The 21942-nt window shown below is 68.5% G+C and carries 21 protein-coding genes and 1 pseudogene; 16 read left to right on the forward strand and 6 right to left on the reverse strand.

Going from position 1 to position 21942, the window contains the following annotated elements:
- The first annotated feature begins 41 nt into the window (after positions 1-41).
- The gene (locus DMC64_RS20890) at positions 42-845 is read left to right on the forward strand and encodes a MerR family transcriptional regulator (RefSeq protein WP_125734894.1); all 804 of its coding nucleotides are present in this window, start codon (positions 42-44) and stop codon (positions 843-845) included.
- Positions 842-1837, forward strand: coding sequence for a BtrH N-terminal domain-containing protein (locus DMC64_RS20895; protein WP_125734895.1), 996 nt, complete (start codon positions 842-844; stop codon positions 1835-1837). The genes DMC64_RS20890 and DMC64_RS20895 overlap by 4 nt, the downstream gene beginning before the upstream one ends.
- Here the strand turns inward: DMC64_RS20895 and DMC64_RS20900 are convergent.
- Positions 1819-2616, reverse strand: coding sequence for a DUF1684 domain-containing protein (locus DMC64_RS20900; RefSeq protein ID WP_199755045.1), 798 nt, complete (start codon positions 2614-2616; stop codon positions 1819-1821). The two genes, DMC64_RS20895 and DMC64_RS20900, sit on opposite strands and share 19 nt — an antisense overlap.
- 37 nt (positions 2617-2653) lie before the next feature.
- Entirely contained in the window at positions 2654-3010 is a 357-nt protein-coding gene (locus tag DMC64_RS20905; protein WP_125734896.1) for an antibiotic biosynthesis monooxygenase, read from the reverse strand.
- 282 nt (positions 3011-3292) lie between these two features.
- On the opposite strand from DMC64_RS20905, the pseudogene DMC64_RS20910 reads away from it, so the two are divergent.
- From DMC64_RS20910 to DMC64_RS20955, 10 genes and pseudogenes are all read left to right on the forward strand, one after another.
- Positions 3293-4532 (forward strand): annotated as a pseudogene (locus DMC64_RS20910) (DUF222 domain-containing protein).
- A gap of 284 nt (positions 4533-4816) precedes the next feature.
- Positions 4817-5470 (forward strand): hypothetical protein, encoded by a 654-nt coding sequence (locus DMC64_RS20915; protein ID WP_125734897.1) that lies wholly within the window; start codon positions 4817-4819, stop codon positions 5468-5470.
- Between the two features lie 60 nt (positions 5471-5530).
- Positions 5531-5734: a DNA-binding protein gene (locus tag DMC64_RS20920; RefSeq protein ID WP_125734898.1), complete on the forward strand. Its 204-nt coding sequence runs from the start codon at positions 5531-5533 to the stop codon at positions 5732-5734.
- Positions 5735-5806: 72 nt separating this feature from the next.
- Positions 5807-6184, forward strand: coding sequence for a DUF1801 domain-containing protein (locus DMC64_RS20925; protein ID WP_125734899.1), 378 nt, complete (start codon positions 5807-5809; stop codon positions 6182-6184).
- 19 nt (positions 6185-6203) lie between these two features.
- Positions 6204-6590, forward strand: coding sequence for a YchJ family protein (locus tag DMC64_RS20930; RefSeq protein WP_125735109.1), 387 nt, complete (start codon positions 6204-6206; stop codon positions 6588-6590).
- 122 nt (positions 6591-6712) lie between these two features.
- On the forward strand, positions 6713-9802 hold the full coding sequence (locus DMC64_RS20935) for a CBM35 domain-containing protein (protein WP_199755046.1): 3090 nt from the start codon (positions 6713-6715) through the stop codon (positions 9800-9802).
- 120 nt (positions 9803-9922) lie between these two features.
- Entirely contained in the window at positions 9923-10327 is a 405-nt protein-coding gene (locus tag DMC64_RS20940; protein ID WP_198941864.1) for a helix-turn-helix transcriptional regulator, read from the forward strand.
- Between the two features lie 5 nt (positions 10328-10332).
- Entirely contained in the window at positions 10333-10728 is a 396-nt protein-coding gene (locus DMC64_RS20945; RefSeq protein ID WP_037345529.1) for a VOC family protein, read from the forward strand.
- Between the two features lie 40 nt (positions 10729-10768).
- Positions 10769-12637, forward strand: a complete 1869-nt coding sequence (locus DMC64_RS20950) for a Na+/H+ antiporter (protein WP_081976002.1) — start codon at positions 10769-10771, stop codon at positions 12635-12637.
- A 181-nt stretch (positions 12638-12818) separates the two neighbouring features.
- A complete protein-coding gene (locus DMC64_RS20955) occupies positions 12819-13505 on the forward strand; it encodes a histidine phosphatase family protein (RefSeq protein ID WP_037345528.1) in 687 nt (228 codons plus the stop codon).
- Here the strand turns inward: DMC64_RS20955 and DMC64_RS20960 are convergent.
- Positions 13468-14235: an ABC transporter permease gene (locus DMC64_RS20960; RefSeq protein ID WP_125734900.1), complete on the reverse strand. Its 768-nt coding sequence runs from the start codon at positions 14233-14235 to the stop codon at positions 13468-13470. The two genes, DMC64_RS20955 and DMC64_RS20960, sit on opposite strands and share 38 nt — an antisense overlap.
- 15 nt (positions 14236-14250) lie before the next feature.
- On the reverse strand, positions 14251-14736 hold the full coding sequence (locus DMC64_RS20965) for an MmpS family transport accessory protein (protein ID WP_125734901.1): 486 nt from the start codon (positions 14734-14736) through the stop codon (positions 14251-14253).
- A 267-nt stretch (positions 14737-15003) separates the two neighbouring features.
- Here DMC64_RS20965 and DMC64_RS20970 point away from each other — a divergent pair, with 267 nt between their 5' ends.
- Positions 15004-15678: a helix-turn-helix domain-containing protein gene (locus DMC64_RS20970; RefSeq protein ID WP_125734902.1), complete on the forward strand. Its 675-nt coding sequence runs from the start codon at positions 15004-15006 to the stop codon at positions 15676-15678.
- Here the strand turns inward: DMC64_RS20970 and DMC64_RS20975 are convergent.
- Positions 15609-17132, reverse strand: a complete 1524-nt coding sequence (locus DMC64_RS20975) for an FGGY-family carbohydrate kinase (protein ID WP_125734903.1) — start codon at positions 17130-17132, stop codon at positions 15609-15611. The genes DMC64_RS20970 and DMC64_RS20975 overlap by 70 nt on opposite strands.
- A gap of 114 nt (positions 17133-17246) precedes the next feature.
- Between DMC64_RS20975 and DMC64_RS20980 the strand changes: the two genes are divergently transcribed.
- The 3 genes from DMC64_RS20980 (at position 17247) to DMC64_RS20990 (ending at position 19885) form a co-directional block, all read left to right on the forward strand.
- Positions 17247-18227 carry a LacI family DNA-binding transcriptional regulator gene (locus tag DMC64_RS20980; RefSeq protein ID WP_037345520.1) on the forward strand — a complete coding sequence of 327 codons (981 nt, stop codon included), beginning with the start codon at positions 17247-17249 and terminating at the stop codon, positions 18225-18227.
- 324 nt (positions 18228-18551) lie between these two features.
- The gene (locus DMC64_RS20985; RefSeq protein ID WP_037345518.1) at positions 18552-19133 is read left to right on the forward strand and encodes a hypothetical protein; all 582 of its coding nucleotides are present in this window, start codon (positions 18552-18554) and stop codon (positions 19131-19133) included.
- A gap of 95 nt (positions 19134-19228) precedes the next feature.
- Positions 19229-19885 carry an RES family NAD+ phosphorylase gene (locus tag DMC64_RS20990; protein WP_007028108.1) on the forward strand — a complete coding sequence of 219 codons (657 nt, stop codon included), beginning with the start codon at positions 19229-19231 and terminating at the stop codon, positions 19883-19885.
- Between the two features lie 76 nt (positions 19886-19961).
- Here the strand turns inward: DMC64_RS20990 and DMC64_RS20995 are convergent, their stop codons facing one another.
- Positions 19962-21923, reverse strand: a complete 1962-nt coding sequence (locus DMC64_RS20995) for a S9 family peptidase (RefSeq protein ID WP_125734904.1) — start codon at positions 21921-21923, stop codon at positions 19962-19964.
- Between the last annotated feature and the right edge of the window lie 19 nt (positions 21924-21942).

A 21942-nucleotide genomic window follows, 5' to 3' on the forward strand; every position in this document is an offset into this window, starting at 1 on the left:
CGGCTTGACCCTCTCCCCGGGAGAGGGTTCAGGCTGGTCCCATGACGACCTTGATGCCGATCGGCGTGTTCGCGCACGCCACCAGGCTGTCGGTCCGCGCGCTGCGGAACTACGACCGGATCGGGCTGCTGGTACCCGCCGTCATCGATCCCGCCACCGGGTACCGCCGGTATTCGCTCGACCAGTTCGCCCGCGCGGGTTTGATCCGGCGGCTTCGGGAGCTGGAAGTGCCACTGGCCGAGATCGCCGGGATCCTGGACGCGGGCGACCCGCACGAGGTGCGGGCCGCGATCAAACGGCATCACGACCGGGTGGCGGCGCGGGCGGCGGAACTCGCGGCGATCAGCGACGAACTCGACTCCGTGCTCGCCGAACCGACGCGGTGGCTGCACGTCTACGAACGCGTGCGCGCACCGCAGCAGATCGCCCGCCTGGCGATCCGGACTCCGCTGAACGGCCTGGCCGAGCTGATCGGCCCCGCGTACGCACGGCTGTTCGCGGCGCTCGACGCTCAGGGGGTCAGGCCGTCCGGCCCGCCCGGAACCCGTTACCTCGCCGCGGATCCCGACGAATTGACGATCGAACTGTTCGTACCCGTGGACGGGCCGGTTCGGGACGACGGCGACATCGGCGCCGCCGAGCTTCCCGGCGGCCTGCTCGTGGCGACGATTCACGAGGGTCGTTACGAAGACGTCGAGACCGCGTACCGATCACTCGGCCGCTGGATCGCCGAACGCGACCGCGTCCCCGCGGGGCCTGCCGAGGAGTTGTACCTGGTGGCGCCCGGACCGTCGGTCGCGCCCGAGGCGTACCGCACCGAGATCGCCTGGCCGGTGGCCTCGTGATCCTCGACGGAATCAAGACCACGGGCGGGGAGCACTGCGAGACCAGCACACTCGACGTCCTCCTGCGGCACGCCGGGATCGAACTGTCCGAGCCGATGCTGTTCGGCCTCGGCGAAGGCCTGGGGTTCATCTACTGGGACGGGAAGAACCTGCCGTTCCCCTTCCTCGGCGGGCGTGCCAAACCCGCCGAGATCACCCGGAAGCTGACCGACCGGCTCGGACTGGCCTTGCGGGTCAAGGAAACGTCGTCGGTGCGCACGGCGTGGCGGAACGTGGCCGAAGAGATCGACGCCGGGGTGCCCGTCGGCCTGCAACTCGACTCGTACCACCTGGAGTACTTCACTTCGAAGGTCCACTTTGGAGGGCACTTCGTCGCGTTGTACGGCTATGACGACGAGAGAGCCTACGTCGTCGACACGGCACAGCAGGGTGGATCGGTGTCGACATCCTTGGAGAGCCTGGAACGCGCTCGCGCGGAGAAGGGCCCGATGACCGCGAAGAATCGTTCGTTCACCATCGCCGCCGATGCGCCTGTCAGGCCACTTCCGGATGCGATCCGGGCCGCGGTCCGGGCGAACGCGGCGGAATTCCTCGACCCGCCCATCGCGAACCTCGGGTACCGCGGCATCGGCAAGGCCGCCGTCCAGGTGCGGAAATGGCTGGACCGCAGCGACGATCCGGCCCGCGACCTGCCGCAGGCCGCCATCCTGATGGAACGGGCGGGCACCGGCGGCGCGCTCTTCCGCCGGATCTACCGCGACTTCCTCGAAGAGTGCACGACCCTCGTCGACGACGCCGGTCTCCTCAGCGCGTATGAGAAGTATCGCGAGATCGTTCCACTGTGGACCAAAGTCGCGCACTTGTGCACACAGGCAGGGGAAACCGGCGACGCCCGACCGCTCGACGACGCGTCCGCCGTCCTGTCCGAGCTGGCTCAGCGCGAACAGGAGGCGATGACGTCGCTCGCGACGGTTCAGTGTGAGCGTTCGTAGGGCAGCTTCTCCCCCGCTTCCACCGCGAACGGCAGATCGTTGCCCGCCGGCGGCAACGGGCACGTGGCGAAATCCGTGAACGCGCAGGGCAGATTCGTCGCTCGGGTGAAGTCGAGGACGACCGATCCGTCCTCGGCGGGCTCGGGGACCGCGAGCGACCGGTTCGCCGCGTAAGTCGTGACACCGCTCGTGGCGTCGGTGAACAGGATGAGCAGGCCGTCCTTCTTGCCGTTGAACGCGGTGAGCGTGTGCTCCGCGCCGTCGTGCTCGAAACGCACGATGCCCGGGGAGACGTAGACGTGACTGAGCCCTTCGACGACCGCTCCGACCGTCGTCGGCCGCGGTTCGTCGAAGGGCTCGAAGGTTCCGGAGAGCACCCAGGCCGCGTCGGGCTCGTACGCCGGGACGCCGCGGAAAGCATTGAGCACCGGTGCCTTCGGGTCGTGCGTCCGGATCAGATACCCGCCACGACGCGCCACCTCGATCTCGATGTCACCGGAGACGATGCGGGTGGTCGCGCCGCTGTTGACCAGCTCGAAACGACGGACACCGGTGACGCGTTCGCCGTCGTGCGAGAGGTCCGCGCCCTGCGGGTCGAGGTACGCGGCGTCGGCGTCCTGCCACCACAGCCCGGGCAGCCCCTCGTACGCGCGCGGCTTGTCCTCCAGCCAGTCGAGCGAGACCAGGGCGAGCCAGCCGAGCGGATCGGCGAGATCGCGCTCGCGCTGGGTCTTCCAGCTCTGCCAGTCCCGCGTGAACGTGTCCAAGCTTGTGCTCATCGCCGATCCCTTCCGTGACCTTGCTCGTTCCCCCTGGTCAACGGACTGTCGTCGGCGATATTTCCCGTCCCGGAATGTGGTCGCCCGTGACACCCTCCTCGGCTGAGACCAGCTCGGCGATCGGCGCGAAGAAGGCTTTGATCCCGGGCAGGTTGGCACCCTTCTCCCTGGACGTCGCGAAGTCCTCGGAGGAACGCCACCACACGACGTCGAGCCAGGTCTCGTCGTCGACCCGGATCAGCTGGGCGTCGAGGAAGCCCTCCCTGTCGGCCCGGAAGTCGGCGATCATCGCGGGACGGGCCTGGAGGAGTTCGTCCGCGCGGTCGGCGGGGACCTTGAAGCGGGTCAGTTCGACTGTGGTCGTGGTGCCGGTTTCCGTGGTGCTTGTCGTCATAGTGTGGATGTTAGGCGACTGCTGTTCGCGTTCGGTCGGCTACTCGCTTTGCTCGATGCCCCGCATTTAGTCGACTAAATGCGAGGGTCTTTTGGTTGCGCGGCCTTCATACTGGGCGTTGACGCCTGAGGCTGGGCGCATTTAGTCGATTAAATGCGAGGGTTGCCTCCACAGAGCGATTGGGGGTCGGCGGCCGTTTCACTCTTCAGTGTTGTTGGTGCAGGTTTGCTGGTTGCTTAAAATTACGAACATGCGTTCGATTTCTTCGGGTATTATGGAGTCGTGTCCGAGACCTTCCTCCCCGAGTTGCCGCAGGAACTGTGGCGTGCCGGCAAGCTGGAGCTTGCCCATGGCGTGCAGCAGACGTTGCAGGTGATCCGGATCGCGACCGCCTGTCTGGGGCAGTTCCTGGCGGAGATCGAGTCTCGGGGCCCCAAAGATCTGTACGGGCATGGGAGTACGGCGAGCTGGTATGCGGAGATCGCGGGGCTATCACGCGGCGAGGCCAGTGCGGTGGTGAAGCGCGCGATCGCCTTGAACCCCACCCGCGCTTTGGATGGCACCGAAGTTCCACCCGTTGCTCCCGCCACCGCCGCGGTCGCCGCTCAGGGACTGGTCGGGGATGAGCGGATCGACCAGATCCTGGAGATCCTGAAAAACCTCCCGGCCGACATTTCGGCCGAGGATCGGGCGGGTGCGGAGAAGATCCTCGCCGAGCTTGCTCCGAGTGCCGGTCCCCGGCAGCTCGCCAAGGCCGAGGCGAACCTGCAGGGCTTGCTCAACCCCGACGGCAACGAACCCAAAGAACCACGCCGCGAAATCACCCTGGAACGCCGCAAAGACGGGTTCTGGAAACTCACCGGCCTCCTCGACGACGAGACCGGCGCCCGCACCGCCGCCGCACTGGAAGCACACGCCCAGCCACGCCCCGTCGACGAATTCGGCCAAGCGGAGCTGCGGATGAAGTGCGAACGCCTGGGCGACGCCTGGGCCGAACTCCTCGACCTGGCCATCGCCTGCCCCGACCAGCCCGGCACCAGCGGCTACCGGACTTTGGTGCATGTCACCGTCGGGCTTGAGGAGCTGAAGTCGGGTCTCGGGACCGCGTGTCTCGACTTCGTGGGGACGATGACCGCGCGGGAAGCCCGGCTCGCCGCCTGCGATTGCCTCATGCTGCCGGTCGTGATGGGCACCTCGGGTGAACCCTTGGGTATGGGACGGCTGAGACGGTTCGTCACCCCAGGCCAACGCCGAGCACTCAACATCCGCGACGGAGGCTGTGCCTTCCCCCGGCTGCCATCGGAAACCGAAGAATTGCCATGCCCATCACATTCACCACTGGGCAGACGGAGGACCCACCGATCTCCGGAACCTCGTGTTGCTCTGCGGTTTCCATCATCGGCTGATTCACCACGGTGACTGGGAAGTACGCATGGCCGCTGATGGGTTACCGGAGTTCATCCCACCCCAATACCGAGACCCGCTCCGAAAACCCCGACGCAACACCCTGCATCACGCCTGAACCCCGAAGAGCCCGCCAGCCACCCAGGCGACGGGCCCCTCGGCATGCCCGCAGCTCCCGTAGCCGCCTTCATAGTCGACGCGAGCGCCCCACGAGCCTGGCTCACTCACTGACGCAGCATTATCAAGATGCGCGCGACACAAGCCGTCCGAGCTGGAACTGTTCATCACCGGCGGGTTCACGAAGATCTACTGCGCCATTCGGGCGTATTCGCACGAAAGTCCTCGTTGCTGCCGCGACACCCAGAGCAAGATCGTCCGTCCGGACTTGGGAGGGGACGGAACATGGTCAGAACGATAAACGGCAAACCGCGTCCGTTCGGTGACGACAAACCGAAAAAAGGTGCGGCCATCGCGGCGGCGGCCGTGGTCACCGGAGGCGCATTGGCCGTCGGCGGTGCGAGTATCGGCATCGGCGGAAGCACCGCCACCTCCCTCGATTCCGCCGCGAGCCAAGCCCTCAAAGGCAAAAGCTCCAGCAAGAAGTCCGCGCAAAAGGGGCGCCATTCCGAAGCCTGGCAACGACTGGGCTGGCGCAGGCTCAAAAAGCAAGCCAAGCGGGAACTCAAATGCGGACCGCATTCCTTCGGCGAGGTCCAGCGTTTCTTCCTGCGCCACCCTTGCGTCGATCTCGACCGCATGCTGGTCACCCTCGACGACGGCGCCGGCAACACCATCGACGTCTCCGTCGCGTGGGTGAAGATGCCGAAGGCGGGCGAGGCGAGCGACCTGAAGCGGCTCATCGACAAGGACGGCACCGGCAACGTCCTCCTCTTCGGCGAAGCTCCACCCGGTAGCCGCTTCACCGGCGAGAACTACGACTCCCGTCTGGCCAAGAGGCTCGTCGTGATCGCCGAAGCGGCCCCCGCGACCGGGCGGCCGAGCGAAACGACGCTGGAGACCGCGGTCGAGGTCGCCGTCGAGTTCCCCTCGCCTTGACCCGCCACCGGCGATCCACAATGGAGGCGACCAGGACCGGCCACTGATCGAAGAGGACCCATGGACGAACAGACCGACCTGCCGTCCGGCATCGGCAAACCGGCGACGCGCGCCTTCACCGGCGCCGGCTACACCCGGCTGGAGCACTTCACCCGCGCCACCGAAGCCGAGCTCGCGAGCCTGCACGGCGTCGGCCCCAAAGCGCTCCGCATCATCCGCGAAGCCCTGGAAACACGAGGTCAGAAGTTCAAACCCACCGACTAATTTTTTTGTCTTGACAACTTGACCCTTCGGCCGGTTTGCTGAGCGCAGCACACCGACCGAAGGGATCCAGTCATGGCCAAGTTCGCGAACGTCGACGACTACATCGCCGCTCTGCCCGAGAACCTGCGTGAAGTCGCCGTCGCGCTGCGGCCGATCGTCAACGCCGCCCTGCCGGGCTCCATCGAGGCGATGTACCACGCCTCCCCGACCTGGAGCGCCGGCGAAGCCGTCGGCAAGAACCTCGTCTGCCTGGTGAAGGCGTACTCGTCGTACGTCACTTTCGCGCTCTGGAAGGGGCAGCACGTCGACGACGAGTCCGGCAGGCTGGAGCCGAGCGCGCGGGAGATGGCGCACGTCAAGCTTCGCGCGGTCGACGACATCGACGCCGACCTCTTCACCGGGTGGCTCAAGCAGGCCCGAGACCTCGAAAGCTCCGCGACGGCACGATGACACAATCGGCGGCGTGCCTGTGATCACCGACGATTCCCGTTGTCCCTGCGGTCTCGGCGAGCCCTACGGCGTTTGCTGCGGCCGCTTCCATCGGGGCGCCACGACCGCGCCGACCGCCGAACTCCTGATGCGGTCGCGGTTCAGCGCGTTCGCCGTCGGCAACACCGCGTACCTCACGAAGACCTGGCACCCGAAGACGCGGCCCGCCGATCTCGAACTCGACCCGGGGCAGCGCTGGACGTTCCTGGAGATCCTCGGCAAGTCCGGCGGCGGACTGCTGGAGAACGAGGGCACCGTGGAGTTCCGGGCCCACTACCGCCAGGATCGCCGGGCGGACAGCATGCACGAGAACAGCCACTTCGTCCGCGTCGACGGGCAGTGGCTCTACGTGGCGCCCGTCGGCTGAGTCCGGTGCAAGGGTCTGTTCCCCGCGCGAAGTGACGGCTACTATCTCCCCCAACATTGTTAGGGAACTTTCTTAACGATTTCCGCCCAGGTCCGCCGCCGTGTGCCCGAGGAGGCGCGCTCGTGAGTTTTCGGCAGAAGAGAACCCGGATCCCGTTACTGGCCATGACCGTCACCGCGCTGGCCGCCGCGGTCTGCGGGGTGACCACCGCCCCCGTCGCCACCGGCGCGGAGGTGACCGCCCCGCTGTCCGTCGGTGCTGCAGGCGACGCCACCCCGATCCCCGGCTTCGTGATCCAGTCTTCGGCGCAGGTCAGCGATGATTCGGCGGTGTCGAAGCCGGGCTTCCCCACCGCCGGCTGGTACCCGGTGTCGTCGCGTTCGACGGTCTACGCCGGATTGCTGCAGAACGGCAAGTACGCCGACCCGTTCTATTCGACGAACATGAAGAACGTCCCGACCGCGCAGTTCGCGGTGCCGTGGTGGTACCGCACGGATCTGAACGTCGAGGACACCTCGAAGCGCACGTACCTCGACTTCAGCGGCGTGCTCTCCAAGGCCGACGTCTGGGTCAACGGCACCCGGATCGCGACGAAGGACCAGGTCAACGGCGCCTACACCCGCCACGACCTGGACATCACCGAGCACGTGCGCCAGGGCGTCAACAGTGTCGCGTTCAAGGTCTACCCCAACGACCCCAACAACGACCTCTCGATGGGCTGGATCGACTGGGCACAGACCCCGCCGGACCAGAACATGGGCATCGTGCGCGACGTCCTCGTCCGGCGCGGCGGCCCGGTCGCGCTGCGCAGCGCCCACGTCGTCCAGAAGCTGAACTCGTCGCTCGACCACGCCGACCTCACGGTGAAGGCCGACGTCCGCAACGACTCGGCGGGCGCGGTGCAGACCACCGTCGCCGGCACGGTCGCGGGCAAGCCGGTCAGCCAGACCGTCTCGCTGGCCGCGAAGGAACGCAAGACCGTCACCTTCCCCATCGTCGGTCTCGACAAGCCCAACCTGTGGTGGCCCGCCGGAATGGGCGGACAGCACCGATACGAACTCGACCTCACCGCGAATGTCGGCGGCACGCCGTCGGACGCCTCGAAGTCGAAGTTCGGTGTCCGCGACGTCAAGGCGCCGCTGAACTCCAGCGGCGCGCGGCAGTACAGCGTCAACGGCAAACCGCTGCTGATCCGCGGTGGCGGCTACACGCCGGACCTGTTCCTGCGCTGGAACGAGACCGCGGCGGCCGACAAGCTCAAGTACGTCCTGAACCTCGGGCTCAACACCGTCCGGCTGGAAGGCCACATCGAGCCGGACGAGTTCTTCGACCTCGCCGACGACCTCGGCGTGCTGACCATGCCCGGCTGGGAATGCTGCGACAAGTGGGAAGGCCAGGTCAACGGCGAGGAGAAGGGCGAGCCGTGGGTCGAGTCGGACTACCCGATCGCCAAGGCGTCGATGTTCTCCGAGGCCGAGCGCCTGCGTGACCACCCGAGCGTCATCTCGTTCCACATCGGCTCCGACTTCGCGCCGGACAAGCGGATCGAGCAGGGCTACCTCGACGCGATGAAGGCCGCCGACTTCCTGCCGCCGGTCATCCCGTCCGCGTCGAAGCGGCCGTCCCCGATCACGGGTGCTTCGGGGATGAAGATGAACGGTCCGTACGACTACGTCCCGCCCGTCTACTGGTACGACAAGTCGCAAAAGGAGCGCGGCGGCGCGTGGAGCTTCAACTCCGAGACCAGCGCGGGCGTCGACATCCCGACGATGGACACGTTGAAGCGGATGATGTCGCCCGCTGAGCTGGAAACGATGTGGAAGGATCCGTCGGCCGCGCAGTACCACCGCTCGTCCTCGGAGACCTTCGGGAACCTGAAGCTGTTCGGGAACGCGCTCACCAAGCGCTACGGCGCACCCGCCGACCTGAACGACTTCGTGCGGAAAGCGCAGCTCGCGCAGTACGAGAACGTCCGCGCCGAATTCGAGTCGCACTCGCGCAACTACACCGACTCGACCAACCCGTCGACCGGGTTGATCTACTGGATGCTCAACAGCCCGTGGACCTCGCTGCACTGGCAGCTGTTCGACGCCTACATGGACCAGAACGGCGCCTACTACGGGGCGAAGAAGGCCAACGAGCCGCTGCACATCCAGTACTCGCACGACAATCGCTCGGTCGTGGTGATCAACCAGACGTCGAACGCGGTGAGCGGGCTGACGGCGACCACGAAGCTGTACAACCTCGACGGCACCGAGAAGTACAGCAACACCAAGACCGGGCTGTCGGTCGGCGCGCTGGGCGCCAAGGCCACCGCGGTCACCGTCCCGGCGGTGAGCGGGCTGTCGAGCACCTACCTCGCGAAGCTCGTCCTCACCGACTCGTCCGGCAAGGAGGTCAGCCGCAACGTGTACTGGCTCTCCACCAAGGCCGACACGCTGAACTGGGGCGGCAGCGACTGGTACTACACACCCCAGTCGGGCTACGCCGATCTGACCGGGCTGAAGAACCTCGGCCAGGCCGCCGTCAGCGCGACGGCGAAGTCGGTCGCCGGTGCCGACGGCACCACCACGACCACCGTGACGCTGAAGAACACCTCGGGCGGCAAGCTCCCGGCGTTCTACGTCGACTCGAAGGTCGTGGACGCCGCGGGCAAGCCGGTGCTGCCGGTGGAGTGGAACGACAACGCGGTCAGCCTCTGGCCTGGTGAAACGACCACGCTGACCGCGAAGTACCGCACAGCCGACCTCAAGGGCTCGAAGCCTTCGGTGCGGGTCTTGGGCTGGAACACCGGGACGCAGACCGTTCCGGCCGACGGCTCCGGCCCGAGCGACCCGGTCGACTACCAGGCGGAGGACGCCACGATCGACCAGGGCGCGGTGGAGTCCAACCACGCCGGGTTCACCGGCACCGGGTTCGTCAACTACGACAACGTGGCGGGCAGCTCGGTCGAGTGGACGGTGAACGTGCCCGCCGCGGGCACCTACGACGTCGTCGTCCGGTACGCCAACGGCACGACGGCGAACCGGCCGCTCGACTTCTCCGTCAACGGCTCGATCAGCGCGTCCGGCGTCGGCTTCGGCGGCACCGGGGCCTGGCCGAACTGGACGACGAGAACCGTCAAGGTGACGTTGGCGGCTGGAGTCAACAAGATCAAGGCCGTCGCCACCACGGCGAACGGCGGTCCCAACGTCGACAAGATCACCCTCTAGTCCGGGAGTCGCCTGAGAAGGCCCCCTTCGCCGCCCGGTGAAGGGGGCCTTTCGGCGTCTGGCGTGGGTTACGCTTTCCGGGTGACCGGCAAACCCGACCCGCGCCTGCGGGATCTCGCGATGCTGCGCCGCGTCCGCGACCGGATCGATCGCGACTACGCGCAGCCACTGGACGTCGAAGCCCTGGCGCGCGGCGTGCACGTCTCCGCCGGGCATCTGAGCCGCGAGTTCCGGGCCGCGTACGGCGAATCGCCCTACAGCTATCTGATGACCCGCCGGATCGAGCGGGCCATGATGCTGTTGCGGCGCGGGGACATGTCGGTCACCGAGGTCTGCTTCGACGTCGGTTTCTCGTCGCTGGGCACGTTCAGCACGCGGTTCTCCGAACTGGTCGGCATCTCGCCGAGCGCGTACCGCAAGCAGGCCGCGGAAGACGGCCGGGGCATGCCCGGCTGCGTCGTCAAACAGGTCATGCGACCGATCAGGAATCGAGAAGCGACGCCGCCGCGCGCCGACCTACCTTGAGTCGTATGACCCTCTCGATTCAGGCGTCTTACCTACCCGCGGACGATCTCGGGGCTTCGGTTTCCTTCTATCGCGACATCCTGGGCTTCGAAGTGCGGGACGAGGGCCCGCTCCAGGCCACGGTCGGCCCGCCGGGGCAGCCGGGGACGTCGCTCGTGCTCCGGCCGCTCGCGGCCGATCAGGAGCTCACCGACGAGGAGCGCGCGACGATCGCCGAACTGATGGCCAAGGGCGTCCACGGGATCATCGTGCTGTCCACCCCCGACCTGATCGACACCTTCGACCGTATCCAGGCGACGGGTGCCGACGTCGTCCAGGAACCGGTCCGGCAGTCCTACGGCGCCTTCGACTGCTCTTTCCGCGATCCGGCGGGCAATCTGGTGCGTTTCGAAGAGCGGTAGCCGGGCCTCGGTGCGCGCGCCCTGAGCCTCCCGGGTGATGATGAGCGGCGTGGAGATCGCGGTAGAACTCGTGGCACTGGTGGTGGCCGTCCTCCTGGTCACCGCCGCGGCGCGGAAACTCGACTGGTCGGCGCCGCTGTGCCTGATCGCGGTCGGGGTCGTCGCCTCGTACGTGCCGGGCGTCCCGGAGTACGAACTGGACCCGGAGGTCGTGCTGCTGGGGTTGCTGCCCCCGCTGCTGTACGCCACCGCGATCCGCACGTCGCTCATCGACTTCCGCCGCAACCGCGGGCCGATCCTGCTGTTGTCGGTGGGGCTCGTCATCTTCACCACGGCCGCGGTCGGGGTCGTGGCGTGGCTGGTGATCCCCGGTCTGCCGCTGGCCGCCGGGCTCGCGATCGGCGCGGTGGTCGCGCCGCCGGACGCGGTCGCGGCCACCGCCGTCGCCCGCAAGGTCGGGATGCCGCGCAAGCTGACCCGGCTGCTGGAGGGCGAAAGCCTGTTCAACGACGCGGCCGCGCTGGTCGCGTTGCGGACCGCCATCGCAGCCATCGCGGGTTCGGTCAGCCTGCTGCAGGTCGGCGGCGATTTCCTCCTGGCCGCGGGCGGCGGCCTGGTGATCGGGTTCGCTGTCGGCGCGCTCGCCGCGCTGATCCGTACCCGGCTCGAGGATCCGGTCACCGACACCGCGCTTTCGCTGGTGGTGCCGTTCGTCGCCTATCTGGCCGCCGAGGCGATCCATGGTTCCGGCGTGATCTCCGTGGTCGTCGCTGGGCTGATCCTCGGGCACAAGGCACCGAGCATGCTTTCCGGCCGCTCGCGGCTGGCCAGCAGGCTGAACTGGCAGACCATCCAGTTCCTGCTGGAGAACATCGTCTTCCTGCTGATCGGGCTGCAGGTCCGCCGGATCATGACCGAGGTCGGCGACAGCGGGCTGACCGCGCTGGAACTGATCCTGATCTGCGCCGCCACGCTGGCCGCGACGATCGTCACCCGGATCGTCTGGATGGCGGGGATCGGCCTGGCGCGCCGGGTGTTCCGCCGACACGCTTGGCCGTGGCGGTACTCGGCCGTGATCGCCTGGGCGGGGATGCGCGGCGTCGTCACGCTCGCGGCGGCGTTCGTGCTGCCGGCGGACACCCCGCAGCGGGCCGTGCTGGTGCTGGTCGCGTTCGTGGTGGTGGCGGGAACACTGCTGCTGCACGGGACGACGCTGCCGGTGCTGGTCCGCCGGCTGAAACTGCCGCCGCCCGATCCGGCCGAGGACGCGCTGCAGGAGGCGGCCGTGCTCCACGACATGACGAGGGCCGCGCTCGAAGAGCTGGAGAAGATCCGGACCCCCGAGGATCCGGAAGACATCGTCGAGCGGCTGCGCAGCCGGCTCCAGCACCGCTCGGACTCGGCGTGGGAGGAACTCGGCAGGCAGAGCGCGCTGACCGAAACACCGAGCGACGCGTACCGGCGGCTGCGGCTGAGGCTGCTCGAAGTCGAACGCGAGAAGTTCCTGGAGGCGCGCGACTCCGGAATGGCCGATGATGACGTCCTGCGCCGGATCCTCGAACGCCTCGACATCGAGGAATCCATGCTGGACAGGGAGGAGGAGACCGTGCCGGACTCCGATCGGGAACTGCGCACCCCCGCCGCGACGGCGGGATCCTGCAAACATCTGACCAAGAACTGGCCGCCGGTCGAGCCCAGCTCCCCCGACGTGTGCGCGGTCTGCGTCGAGAACGGGATGACCTGGGTGCACCTGCGTGAATGCGTCAAATGCGGGAACGTCGCCTGCTGCGACTCCTCGCCGGGCAAACACGCGACCGAACATTTCCACGACACCCTGCATCCGGTGATGCGCAGCCACGAGCCCGGCGAGACGTGGCGCTGGTGTTTCGTGGACAAACAGCTCGGCTGAAGGTCGTGTCCGGTGAGTCTTGTTCGATGGGCTTCGTGATCCAGGTGGTTCCTGATGGTACGGGCGGATCGGCCTCGTACCGGGTCGTACTCGGCCGCATCCGCCCGTGCCGTCAGGGACCGCCTGGGCGCGAAGACTGCGAACAAGACTCACCGGACACGACCTGGGTAGGGTCCGGGGTATGAGTACCCCTGAGCAGGAAGTCGAATACCGCCAGCACCGGTTCTCACCTCCGCCGGGCGCGACCGAGATCTTCCTTGTCCGCCACGGTGAATCGGCCCCGGCGAAGGGCGACAACCCGTTCGAACTCGTCGACGGGCAGGCCGATCCGGATCTCGCGCCGGAGGGCAGGGACCACGCCGAGCGGGTGGGCCGCCGCCTGGCGGACGAGCGGATCTCCGCGCTGTACGTGACGACGCTGCGCCGGACGCCGCAGACCGCGGCACCGCTGGCGGCGAAGCTCGGGCTCACCCCGGAGGTCGAGCCGGACCTGCGGGAGATCCACCTCGGAGACTGGGAGAACGGCCTCTTCCGGCGCTACACCCACGAAGGTCATCCGATCGTCGAAGAGCTGTGGCGCGAACAGCGCTGGGACGTCATCCCCGGCGCGGAGACGATGGAGTCGTTCGGCGGGCGGATCAAGGCGGCCATCGGCAGGCTCGCGGCGGCCAACCCGGACCGCAGGATCGCCGTGTTCACCCACGGCGGTGTCATCGGCGAGGTCTTCGCTCAGGCGAGCGGTGCGAAGAACCGGTTCGCCTTCCTCGGCGCGGACAACGGCTCGATCTCCCATCTGGTGGTGTCTGGCGAGAACTGGATGGTGCGGCGGTTCAACGACACGTCGCATCTTCAGTCGCCTTTCGGCTGATCCGGCCCGCCGCGACCAGGTGCACGACGACCAGGACCGCGACCGCCTCGGCGGCCAGCAGCCCGATCAGCACGAGCACCTGCGTCACCCCGGCCTGCACCGGCCCGGCGCCACCGAGGAGGACACCGACGTAGGCGCCGGGCAGGGTCACCAGGCCGACGGTCCGGGTCTGGTCGAGCGCGGGGATCAGCGCGTGCCCCGCCGAGGGGCGGCAGATCTCCAGCGCGGCCGGGCGGGGAAGGAAACCCAGTGCCAGCGCGGCTTCGTACTCGCCGTGCCGGGACACGAGTTCGTCCAGAGCCCGCCTCGCCGCCTGCGAGGTCGCGGACATCGCGCCGCCGATGACGATCCCGGCGATCGGCACGACGGCGATCGGCCGCCATGGGACCACCCCGGTCGCGAGCACGAGCGTCAGCACCGGGACCACCCCGGACGCGATGGCGAGCGCGACCCACGCGAGATCCTTCGCCACGCCGATCCTCCGTGCGGAGGTGACCGCCGCGATGGTGAACATCAGCAGCACGAAACCGCCGGTCAGCCAGCCCGATTTCAGGATCCCGACGATCACCAGCGACACGGCGGCGAGCTGGACGACGGCGCGCGCGGCCGCGAACAGCACCGCCTTGCCCTGTCCCAGCCGCCCGAATTGCACCACCGCCGCGCCGAAGATCGCCAGCACGGCCAGGACCACGGCGAGCACCGGGCCGAACTCGATCGCACCATCCGTCACCCGGATGATCCTGCCTTAAGACGTGCAGGTCACCGGTGCACCAGGGGCAGGGGCGGTGCGGTCGCTGACGACCTCGCCGTCGACGAGGATCCGGCACCGCAACGCGCCGCTGCCCGAACCCTGCGCGGAGAGGCTGTAGAACTCGTCGCGGCCTTCCTGGCTCTCGCGCTCGAAGGTGGTACTCCACGGCGTCAGCACGTCGGTCTTCTGCAGGAGTTCGGAACCCTGCGCGACATAGGTGACGTTCTGGGCGCCCTTCGCACCGGAAAGTTCGTAGACGACCGAGTGGATCACGGTGCGCACGGCGGCCGCGGCCTGCTCGACCCGCGGCGCGGGCGGGCTCTGCACCGGGCGTGAAGCCTTCGGCAGCATGTAACTGGTCAGAGTGACGGCGACGGCCACCACCCCGAGCACGACCACGACGGTCCCCAGCGGCTTCAGCCTGCCGGGGGCACCCTGCTCCGGCGCCGATGCCGGAGGGGTCGCGGTGGGAACACCCATGGAGAGGTCTTCTCTCGTCCGAGCGCACTTCCGTCGAGTGCGTCGACTACTTCTCGCTCGAAGGTGACTCCGCGTTAGCCGTTATCGGGAAGAAACCCGATATTCACCCTTTTGGGTGTCCCAGTGAGTGGGGAGTGCCTGGTCATGGGGCGATCGGCGTAAACACAGTGAGCCGAATAGCTCACTTTGAGTGACACCGCCTCAATCGACGAGCCCGTGTCGGACGCGGCCTGATTCTGTCGTGGCCCCGGGGCATCATGACAAACCGTGTATCGGGAGACGACGGCGCCCGGCCTGGACGACGTGGTGCGCTGCCTGTGGGAGGAAGCGGGCGGAGCGCCGAAGCGGATCGTGCCCGACTGCTGCGTGGACCTCGTGGAATGCGGCGGCGAGGTCTTCGTCGCCGGGCCGGACACGGCGCCCTGGACCTGGGAGACCGGCGAACGGGCACGCGGCGTCCGGTTCGTCCCGGGCAGGGCCGGCGAGGTCCTGGGGCTCGGCGCCGACGAGTTGCGTGATCAGCGTGTCCCCCTCGCCGACCTCTGGGGCAAGGAAGGCGAACTGCTGGCCGAGCAGGTGCTCTCCGGCGCCGCTTCGCTGACCGACGTCGTCGCGCGGCGCCGTGCCGGACGGGCCGACCGGGAGGTCTCGGAGCTGATCGCCAGACTGGACGACGGGCCGCCCAGGGTGTCCGCCGCGTTGGCGCCGTTCACCACCGGGGAGCGGCAGCTGCGGCGGCGGTTCACCCTCGCGGTGGGCTACGGTCCGGCGACCTACCTGCGGGTCAGCCGGTTCCAGCGCGCCATCGGTCTCGCGGGATCAGCCCCGGATCTCGCCTCGCTGGCGTTCTCGGCGGGCTACGCCGACCAAGCTCACTTGAGCCGGGATTGCCGGGAGTTCTCCGGGCTGAAGGCGAGCGAGTTCTTCCGCGCCAGGAAGTGAGCGATGTCCACTGTGGACTCGTACAGCGCGCGGTAATGCGGATAGAACTCGTCGTAGACATCGGCGTCCGCGCCCGGACGGACGATTTCGGCGACGGGGTTCCAGGCTTCGACATCCGGTTCCCGGCCCAGGGCGACGGACGCGAGAACGGCGTTCCCGAACGCGGCACCGATGGTCTCCGCGGGGATCTCCTGGTCGATCCGAGCGACGTCGCTGACGATCCGCGTCCACACACCGCCTTGTGTCCCACCGCCGACGGCGACGAAGCGGCCCGTGCCGCCACCGGCCTCCCGCATGGCTTCCAGGTTGTGCCGCACCCCGTACGCCGTTCCTTCCAGCGCCGCGCGGTACAGCTCGGCACGATCGTGGGAAGTGGTGAGCCCGGCGATAACGCCCCTCGCGTCCGGATCCGGCACCGGTGTCCGTTCTCCCGCGAAGTACGGCAGCATCAGCAATCCGCGACTGCCCGCCAGGACCTCGCCCGCCGCCGCGGCCAGTTCGCCGAACTCGCCGCCGAAGAGCTCTCGCAGCCAGTCGGTGATCGCACCGGACGTCGCCATCCCCGCCGCGAGCGAATAGGTACCGGGGAAAGCGCCGCGGGTCGTCCACAACCCCTGGCCGGGGCGCGGATCGGAGAGCATCTGGACCAGGAACATCGTGGTGCCGTACATGAGCATCGTGTCGCCGGGCGCGGTGACCCCGACGCTGGTCGCCTCGGCCCAGGCGTCCACCGTGCCCGCCGTCACCGGGATCCCTTGCGGCAGGCCGGTTTCCGCCGCCGCCTCGGCGGTGACCGAGCCGACCACCTCGGTCGGCCACGCGAGCCTGGGCAGGTCGATGCCGGGGGCGATCGCGGCGACCCGGTCGGCCGCCCAGCGGGCCTCGCGCAGGTCGTACATCGGATCGCATTGGCTCGCGGAATGATGGTCGAGGACGTACTCGCCGGTCAGGCGCAGGACGAGGAACGAACTCGCCATCAAGAAGAGCTTCGCCCGTTCGAACACGTCCGGCTCGTTCTTGGCCAGCCAGCGCCATTTCGGCCCGACGGCCTGCGAGCCGAGCGCGCTCCCGCCGCGTTCCACAATGGATTCTTCGCCGAATTCCCGGTTCAATTCGCGGATTTCGTCGAATGCGCGGGTGTCGACGCCGTAAAGGATCGCGGGGCGCAACGGTTTCCCGGAAGCGTCGGCGGGTAGCAGCACCGGCCCGATCCCGCTGACCGACACCCCGATGATGGGATGATCCTCCGCGCCCGTCGAAAGCTCTCTCGCCAGTGAGAGGAAGTCTTGCCACCACACGGTTTCCGCGTCGTGTTCGAACCAGCCGGGACGGGGCCTGGAGGTCTCGTGCGGCCGGGAAGCCCGCGCCACCACGGCGCCCCGGGAATCGACGAGGACACCTTTGGAACTCGAAGTGCCGATGTCGACGCCGAGCACCAGGCCCGGTTCCCCCACGACCCCTCCGAACTCCCGCACGCGAGTAGCGCGATCAGCGGATGGTAACGATTGTCGGTCAAGCTATTCTTCCCGTGCGAAGGTGTCAATACACCTGCAGAAGGGGAGGTCACGGTGGCCACCATCAACGACGTGGCGGCGAAGGCCGGTGTCTCGACGGCGACCGTGTCGAGGACGCTGAACGGGAAGTCCACTGTGGACCCGGTACTCGCGGCACGGGTGCAGGCCGCCGCCGCGGAATTGGGCTATCACCCGAACGGTCTCGCGAGGAATCTGCGCCGTCAGGAGACCGCGGTCCTCGCGCTCATCATCTCCGACGTGGAGAACCCCTTCTTCACCGCGATCGCCCGGGGCGTGGAGGACATCGCGCAGACCGCGGGCTACTCGGTGGTGTTGTGCAACGCCGACGACAACGAGGAGAAGGAGCGGCGCTACATCGACGTCGCGCTCCAGGAGCGGGTCGCCGGCGTGGTGCTCTCCCCCACCGGCCGGGCCACCAACGTCGACCGGCTGACCGAACGCGGCACACCCGTGGTCGCCGTCGACCGGCCGCTGCTGGAGAACACCGGCGACCAGGTGCTGGTCGACACCCGGCTCGCCGCCCGCGACGCGACCCGGCATCTGCTCGACGGCGGCTACCGGCGGGTCGCCTGCGTCAGCGGGCCGCCCGGGGTGCGCACGGCCGAGGACCGGCTGGCCGGCTACACCGACGCCGTCGGCGAGGGGAACGCGCTCACCCGGCGGGCCGAGTTCCGCGCCGAGGGCGGCAGGCTCGCCGCGCTCAGCCTGCTCGACGAGCCCGAACCGCCGGACGCGCTGCTGATCGGCAACAGCACGATGGCGATCGGCGTCCTGGAGGCACTGGCCTCACGCGGTCTGCGATCGGGACAGGACATCGGGATCGTGTCGTTCGACGACGCGCCGTGGACGACGCTGATCGATCCCCCGCTGACGGTGGTCGCGCAGCCCGCGAACGAGGTGGGCCGCGTCGCCGCCGAACTGCTGCTCGCCCGCATCGGCGACAGCACGCGCAAGGCCACGACGACCACACTGCAGGCGAAGCTGATCGTGCGCCGGAGCTCACGTCGCGACTGACCCGGGTACACGACGTGCCTGGGCGACCGGTTCGCACCGGCCGCCCAGGAACGCCCCACCCCCTTGTTCCCCCAAGCCGGCCCCACACCAGCCGGGTTCTCCGAAGCGGTGGGAAGAAATCGTTTACCTTTCGGACGGTAAATTCCCGCTTACGACCTGTCAAGCCGAAGTCCTGGACAAGCTCGCCCGTTCCGGGCACACTATGGCGATATTCCCTACTGCACGTGTTGGATTCCGTGCGCTCTGTGTTCATCTCTGGTGAATTCACCCACGAAATCGAGATGAGACCGCACGAACCCGCACAGACGCGTTACCCTGGGCGCTATGTCGATAGCGCTCGAGAACGTTCTCGCCAAGGCGGGCCTGAAGGTCGACGCCAACGAGTTCCTGAACCTCGTCGAGGACGCGGCGCGGAGGCTGACCCCACCGAACCCCGACCCGTCGCACTACTTCTCGGCGGACCAGCGGGCCGCACTCACCGACGTCGGCCTGGACCTCTCCCCTCGTGGCGAGGACGAGCCGGACTTCCGTGCCCGGACGGTCGCCGCGCACGCCGTGCTCGCCGATTCGGCGCTCAGCGTGCTGGAAGCGGCGAAAACGCTGGGCGTGGACGACAGCCGTATCCGGCACCGCCTGAAGGAGGGCAGGCTCACCGGCTGGAAGGACCAGGGCTGGCGGCTGCCCGCCTGGCAGTTCGCCGGCTCCGGGGTGCTGCCCGGTCTGGAGGTCGTGCTGCGTGCCGTTCCCGAGGACCAGCCCGCCCTCGTCGTCGCCGCGTTCATGAGCACCCCGCAGGCCGATCTGGTGATCAACGAGCATCCCGCCACCCCGCGTCAATGGCTTCTCTCCGGCGGCGATCCCGAGCACGTCGCGAGACTGGTGGCCACGCTGGGCTCGCCGTTCTGAGATCCTTGCCCGACGACGGAATTTCAGTCGGGGGTAGGCCGTAGGCTGACCCCACCGAGCAAGATCACCCGACAAGGACGGACGACTCCCGAGGTATGGCCCGGCTCCCCCTGCCGCCCGCACGCTCTGTCCTGGTCAAGGAGCTGCATCGCACCAACGACGTGGTGACGGTGCACCCCGGCACCAGGCTGGTCAGGATCTTCACCGCGCACGGCAACCACCCCCAGCAGTGGAATTCGTTCCGCTACAGCGGCCCGCTCCCGCACGGCCGCTTCGACCCGCAGACCCCCGGTCGCGGCGGTCGCCCGGTCACCGACCCCGGCAACGGCGTCCTGTACTTCGGGCTCACCGTGCGCACCAGCATCGCGGAGGTCTTCCAGACCACGTCGACGGTCGACCGCAAATCCCGCGGCCCTCGGCTGGTGGTCGTCCGGCCGACCCGCACGCTGCGGCTGCTCGACCTCGCCGGCCTGTGGCCGACCCGCGTCGGCGCCTCGCAGGAGATCTCCAGCGGCCCGAAGAAGATCACCCAGGCCTGGGCCCGCGCCATCCGCGCCGCGTTCGGCGACCTCGACGGCGTCTGGTACCGGTCGTCCATGGACTCCGGCGGCCCCGCGCTCGCGCTGTGGGACCCGCCCGCCGGGAACTCGCTGCCGGTCGCGCCCGACGTGCTGCTCCCCCTGGACCATCCGGGGCTGGACGTCCCGCTGGGCCGGGTCTGCGAAGAGCTGAACTACACGCTGCTGAGCTGACCGATGCCATGAAAGGTCCTTTCCTTGCGAAATTTGCAAGGAAAGGACCTTTCATGGCATCCGGTGACCCGAGAGATCAGAGGTGGCGGCCCCACCACTCAAGCACGGCGTCGAACCGCTGCACCCGGTGCCGGGGCAGACCCGACCGCGTGAGTTCGTGTCCCTCGCCGGGGAACAGCAGGAACTCGGCCGCGACGCCGTTCTGCCGCAAGGCCACGTACATCCGCTGCGCCTGCTCCAGCGGGCAGCGCCAGTCCTGCTCGGAGTGCACGACCATGAACGGGATGTCGATCTTCCCCGCGTAGGTCAACGGGCTGCGCTTGCGCTGCTCCTCGGGGTCGTCACCGACGTAACCGCCGGCGAAGAACCAGCCGATGTCGGAACTGCCGACGAACGAGTCCCAGGCGTTGACCGCGCGCTCGCTCCACGCGGCGCGGAACCGGCCGCCGTGGTGTGCGGCGAGCCAGCTGGTCATGAAGCCGCCATACGAGCCGCCCATGACGCCGACGCGATCACTGTCCAGATTGGGCAATTTGAGCGCTTCGTCCAGCAAGGCCAGCAGATCGTCCGCGTCCACGGTGCCGAAACCGTGGACGATGCTCCGTCCGTGGCTTTCGCCGTAGCCGGCGGAACCGCGCGGGTTCCCCAGTACGACGGCGTAGCCCGCGGCGGCGAGCACCTGCGCCTCGTCGAAGACCTTCCATTCGTACGGCGCGAACGGTCCACCGTGGACCATCAGGACCACCGGATGCGGCCCGTCGCCCTCGGGCCGGACGATCCAGCCGTGGACCGGATAGCCGTCGGGGGCGGTCGTGTCCAGCTCCTCCAGCGGCAGGATCCCGGTGTCCCGCAACGCCTTCGAGTAGTCGGTGAGCACACGCGGCTCCCCGTCCGACAGCAGGACGACGTCGCCGGAACTCTCGGGCGTGCCGATCACCGCGACGATCCGGTCGCCGTCGACGGCGAAGGACTTCACCACGGTGCGCTCGCCCGCCAGGTGCCGCAACGACTTCAGCTCGGCCAGTTCGGCGTCGAGGGGCACGGCGCGCAGTTCGGCGGCGCCGCGGGTGCGGACCACGACGAGGACCTCGTCGCCGACGACGACCGGAGCGCTCGCCGCGTTGTCGCAGTCCACCGTCTCGACGTCGGTCAGCCGCCGCGGGGCCGACGGCTCGGCACCGGAGGGCCAGGGCGCCTGCCAGAGCCCGGTGTTGCGGGCGATCTCCTCCTGGCCGGAGAACTCGGTGCCGTAGAAGAGGATCGAACCGTCCGGCGCGACGACCGGGCGGTCCGCCGTGCCCAGTGACCGGACCAGCAGCCGGGGTTCGCCACCGCCCGCGGGTACGGCGTAGACGTCCGAGCGGACGGTGTCCTCGGCGGCCCAGTCACGCGGGGCGGTGAACAGGACGTGCTCGCCGTCGTCCGTCCACGAAGGATGGTCGACGTCGGCCCGGTCGTCGGTCAGCGGCGTGAGCTCGGCGGGTGCTTCCTCGTCCAGCGCGGCCGCGGTGTCCACGACGAACAGACGTTGTGGACGGTCGTTGAGGAATCCGGCGTCGTCGACGCGGTAGAAGAGGTTCTTGATGTGCCGCGGCGCTTCTTCACCCGGCTCCGGCGTTTCGCCGTCCGCGTTCTCGGTGCCGTAGCGGCCGGCTTCCGGCACTCGGGCGACGAAGGCGACGCGGCGGGAGTCCGGCGCCCAGACCGGCGCGCCCGCGCCGAGGGGGAGATCGGTGATCCGCTTCGCGTCGCCGCCGGCCGCGGGCATCACGTGCACCTGCGGCTTGGCCACACGCCCGGAGCCCTCTCCCGCGCGGAGGAACGCGACCCACCGGCCGTCCGGCGAGACGGCGGGGGCGGAGTCCTTGGCCCCGTGGGTCCAGGGTCCTTCCCCGCCACCGCCCAGGTCGACCCTGCGCAGGCCGGAGCGGTAGCTGTTCGTCTTCAGATCAGGCCTGCTCACCGCGGTGAGCAGCAGGTCGCCGTGCAGCGCGAGGATGCCGGGGACCGTCAGGGCTTCGATGTCAACGGGACGCACGGCCCCGACGGTACCCGAT

Source organism: Amycolatopsis sp. WAC 04197 (genome assembly GCF_003947475.1).
Taxonomy (GTDB): domain Bacteria; phylum Actinomycetota; class Actinomycetes; order Mycobacteriales; family Pseudonocardiaceae; genus Amycolatopsis; species Amycolatopsis japonica.

What these genes read in the sequence shown, in the direction of transcription:
- DMC64_RS20920 (WP_125734898.1), top strand. Translation starts at nt 5,531, where the DNA reads ATGGACGAACAGACCGACCTGCCGTCCGGCATCGGCAAACCGGCGACG.
- DMC64_RS20900 (WP_199755045.1), bottom strand. Translation starts at nt 2,616, where the DNA reads ATGAGCACAAGCTTGGACACGTTCACGCGGGACTGGCAGAGCTGGAAG.
- DMC64_RS20950 (WP_081976002.1), top strand. Translation starts at nt 10,769, where the DNA reads ATGAGCGGCGTGGAGATCGCGGTAGAACTCGTGGCACTGGTGGTGGCC.
- DMC64_RS20940 (WP_198941864.1), top strand. Translation starts at nt 9,923, where the DNA reads ATGCTGCGCCGCGTCCGCGACCGGATCGATCGCGACTACGCGCAGCCA.
- DMC64_RS20965 (WP_125734901.1), bottom strand. Translation starts at nt 14,736, where the DNA reads ATGGGTGTTCCCACCGCGACCCCTCCGGCATCGGCGCCGGAGCAGGGT.
- DMC64_RS20985 (WP_037345518.1), top strand. Translation starts at nt 18,552, where the DNA reads ATGTCGATAGCGCTCGAGAACGTTCTCGCCAAGGCGGGCCTGAAGGTC.
- DMC64_RS20955 (WP_037345528.1), top strand. Translation starts at nt 12,819, where the DNA reads ATGAGTACCCCTGAGCAGGAAGTCGAATACCGCCAGCACCGGTTCTCA.
- DMC64_RS20915 (WP_125734897.1), top strand. Translation starts at nt 4,817, where the DNA reads ATGGTCAGAACGATAAACGGCAAACCGCGTCCGTTCGGTGACGACAAA.
- DMC64_RS20905 (WP_125734896.1), bottom strand. Translation starts at nt 3,010, where the DNA reads ATGACGACAAGCACCACGGAAACCGGCACCACGACCACAGTCGAACTG.
- DMC64_RS20945 (WP_037345529.1), top strand. Translation starts at nt 10,333, where the DNA reads ATGACCCTCTCGATTCAGGCGTCTTACCTACCCGCGGACGATCTCGGG.
- DMC64_RS20925 (WP_125734899.1), top strand. Translation starts at nt 5,807, where the DNA reads ATGGCCAAGTTCGCGAACGTCGACGACTACATCGCCGCTCTGCCCGAG.
- DMC64_RS20890 (WP_125734894.1), top strand. Translation starts at nt 42, where the DNA reads ATGACGACCTTGATGCCGATCGGCGTGTTCGCGCACGCCACCAGGCTG.
- DMC64_RS20990 (WP_007028108.1), top strand. Translation starts at nt 19,229, where the DNA reads ATGGCCCGGCTCCCCCTGCCGCCCGCACGCTCTGTCCTGGTCAAGGAG.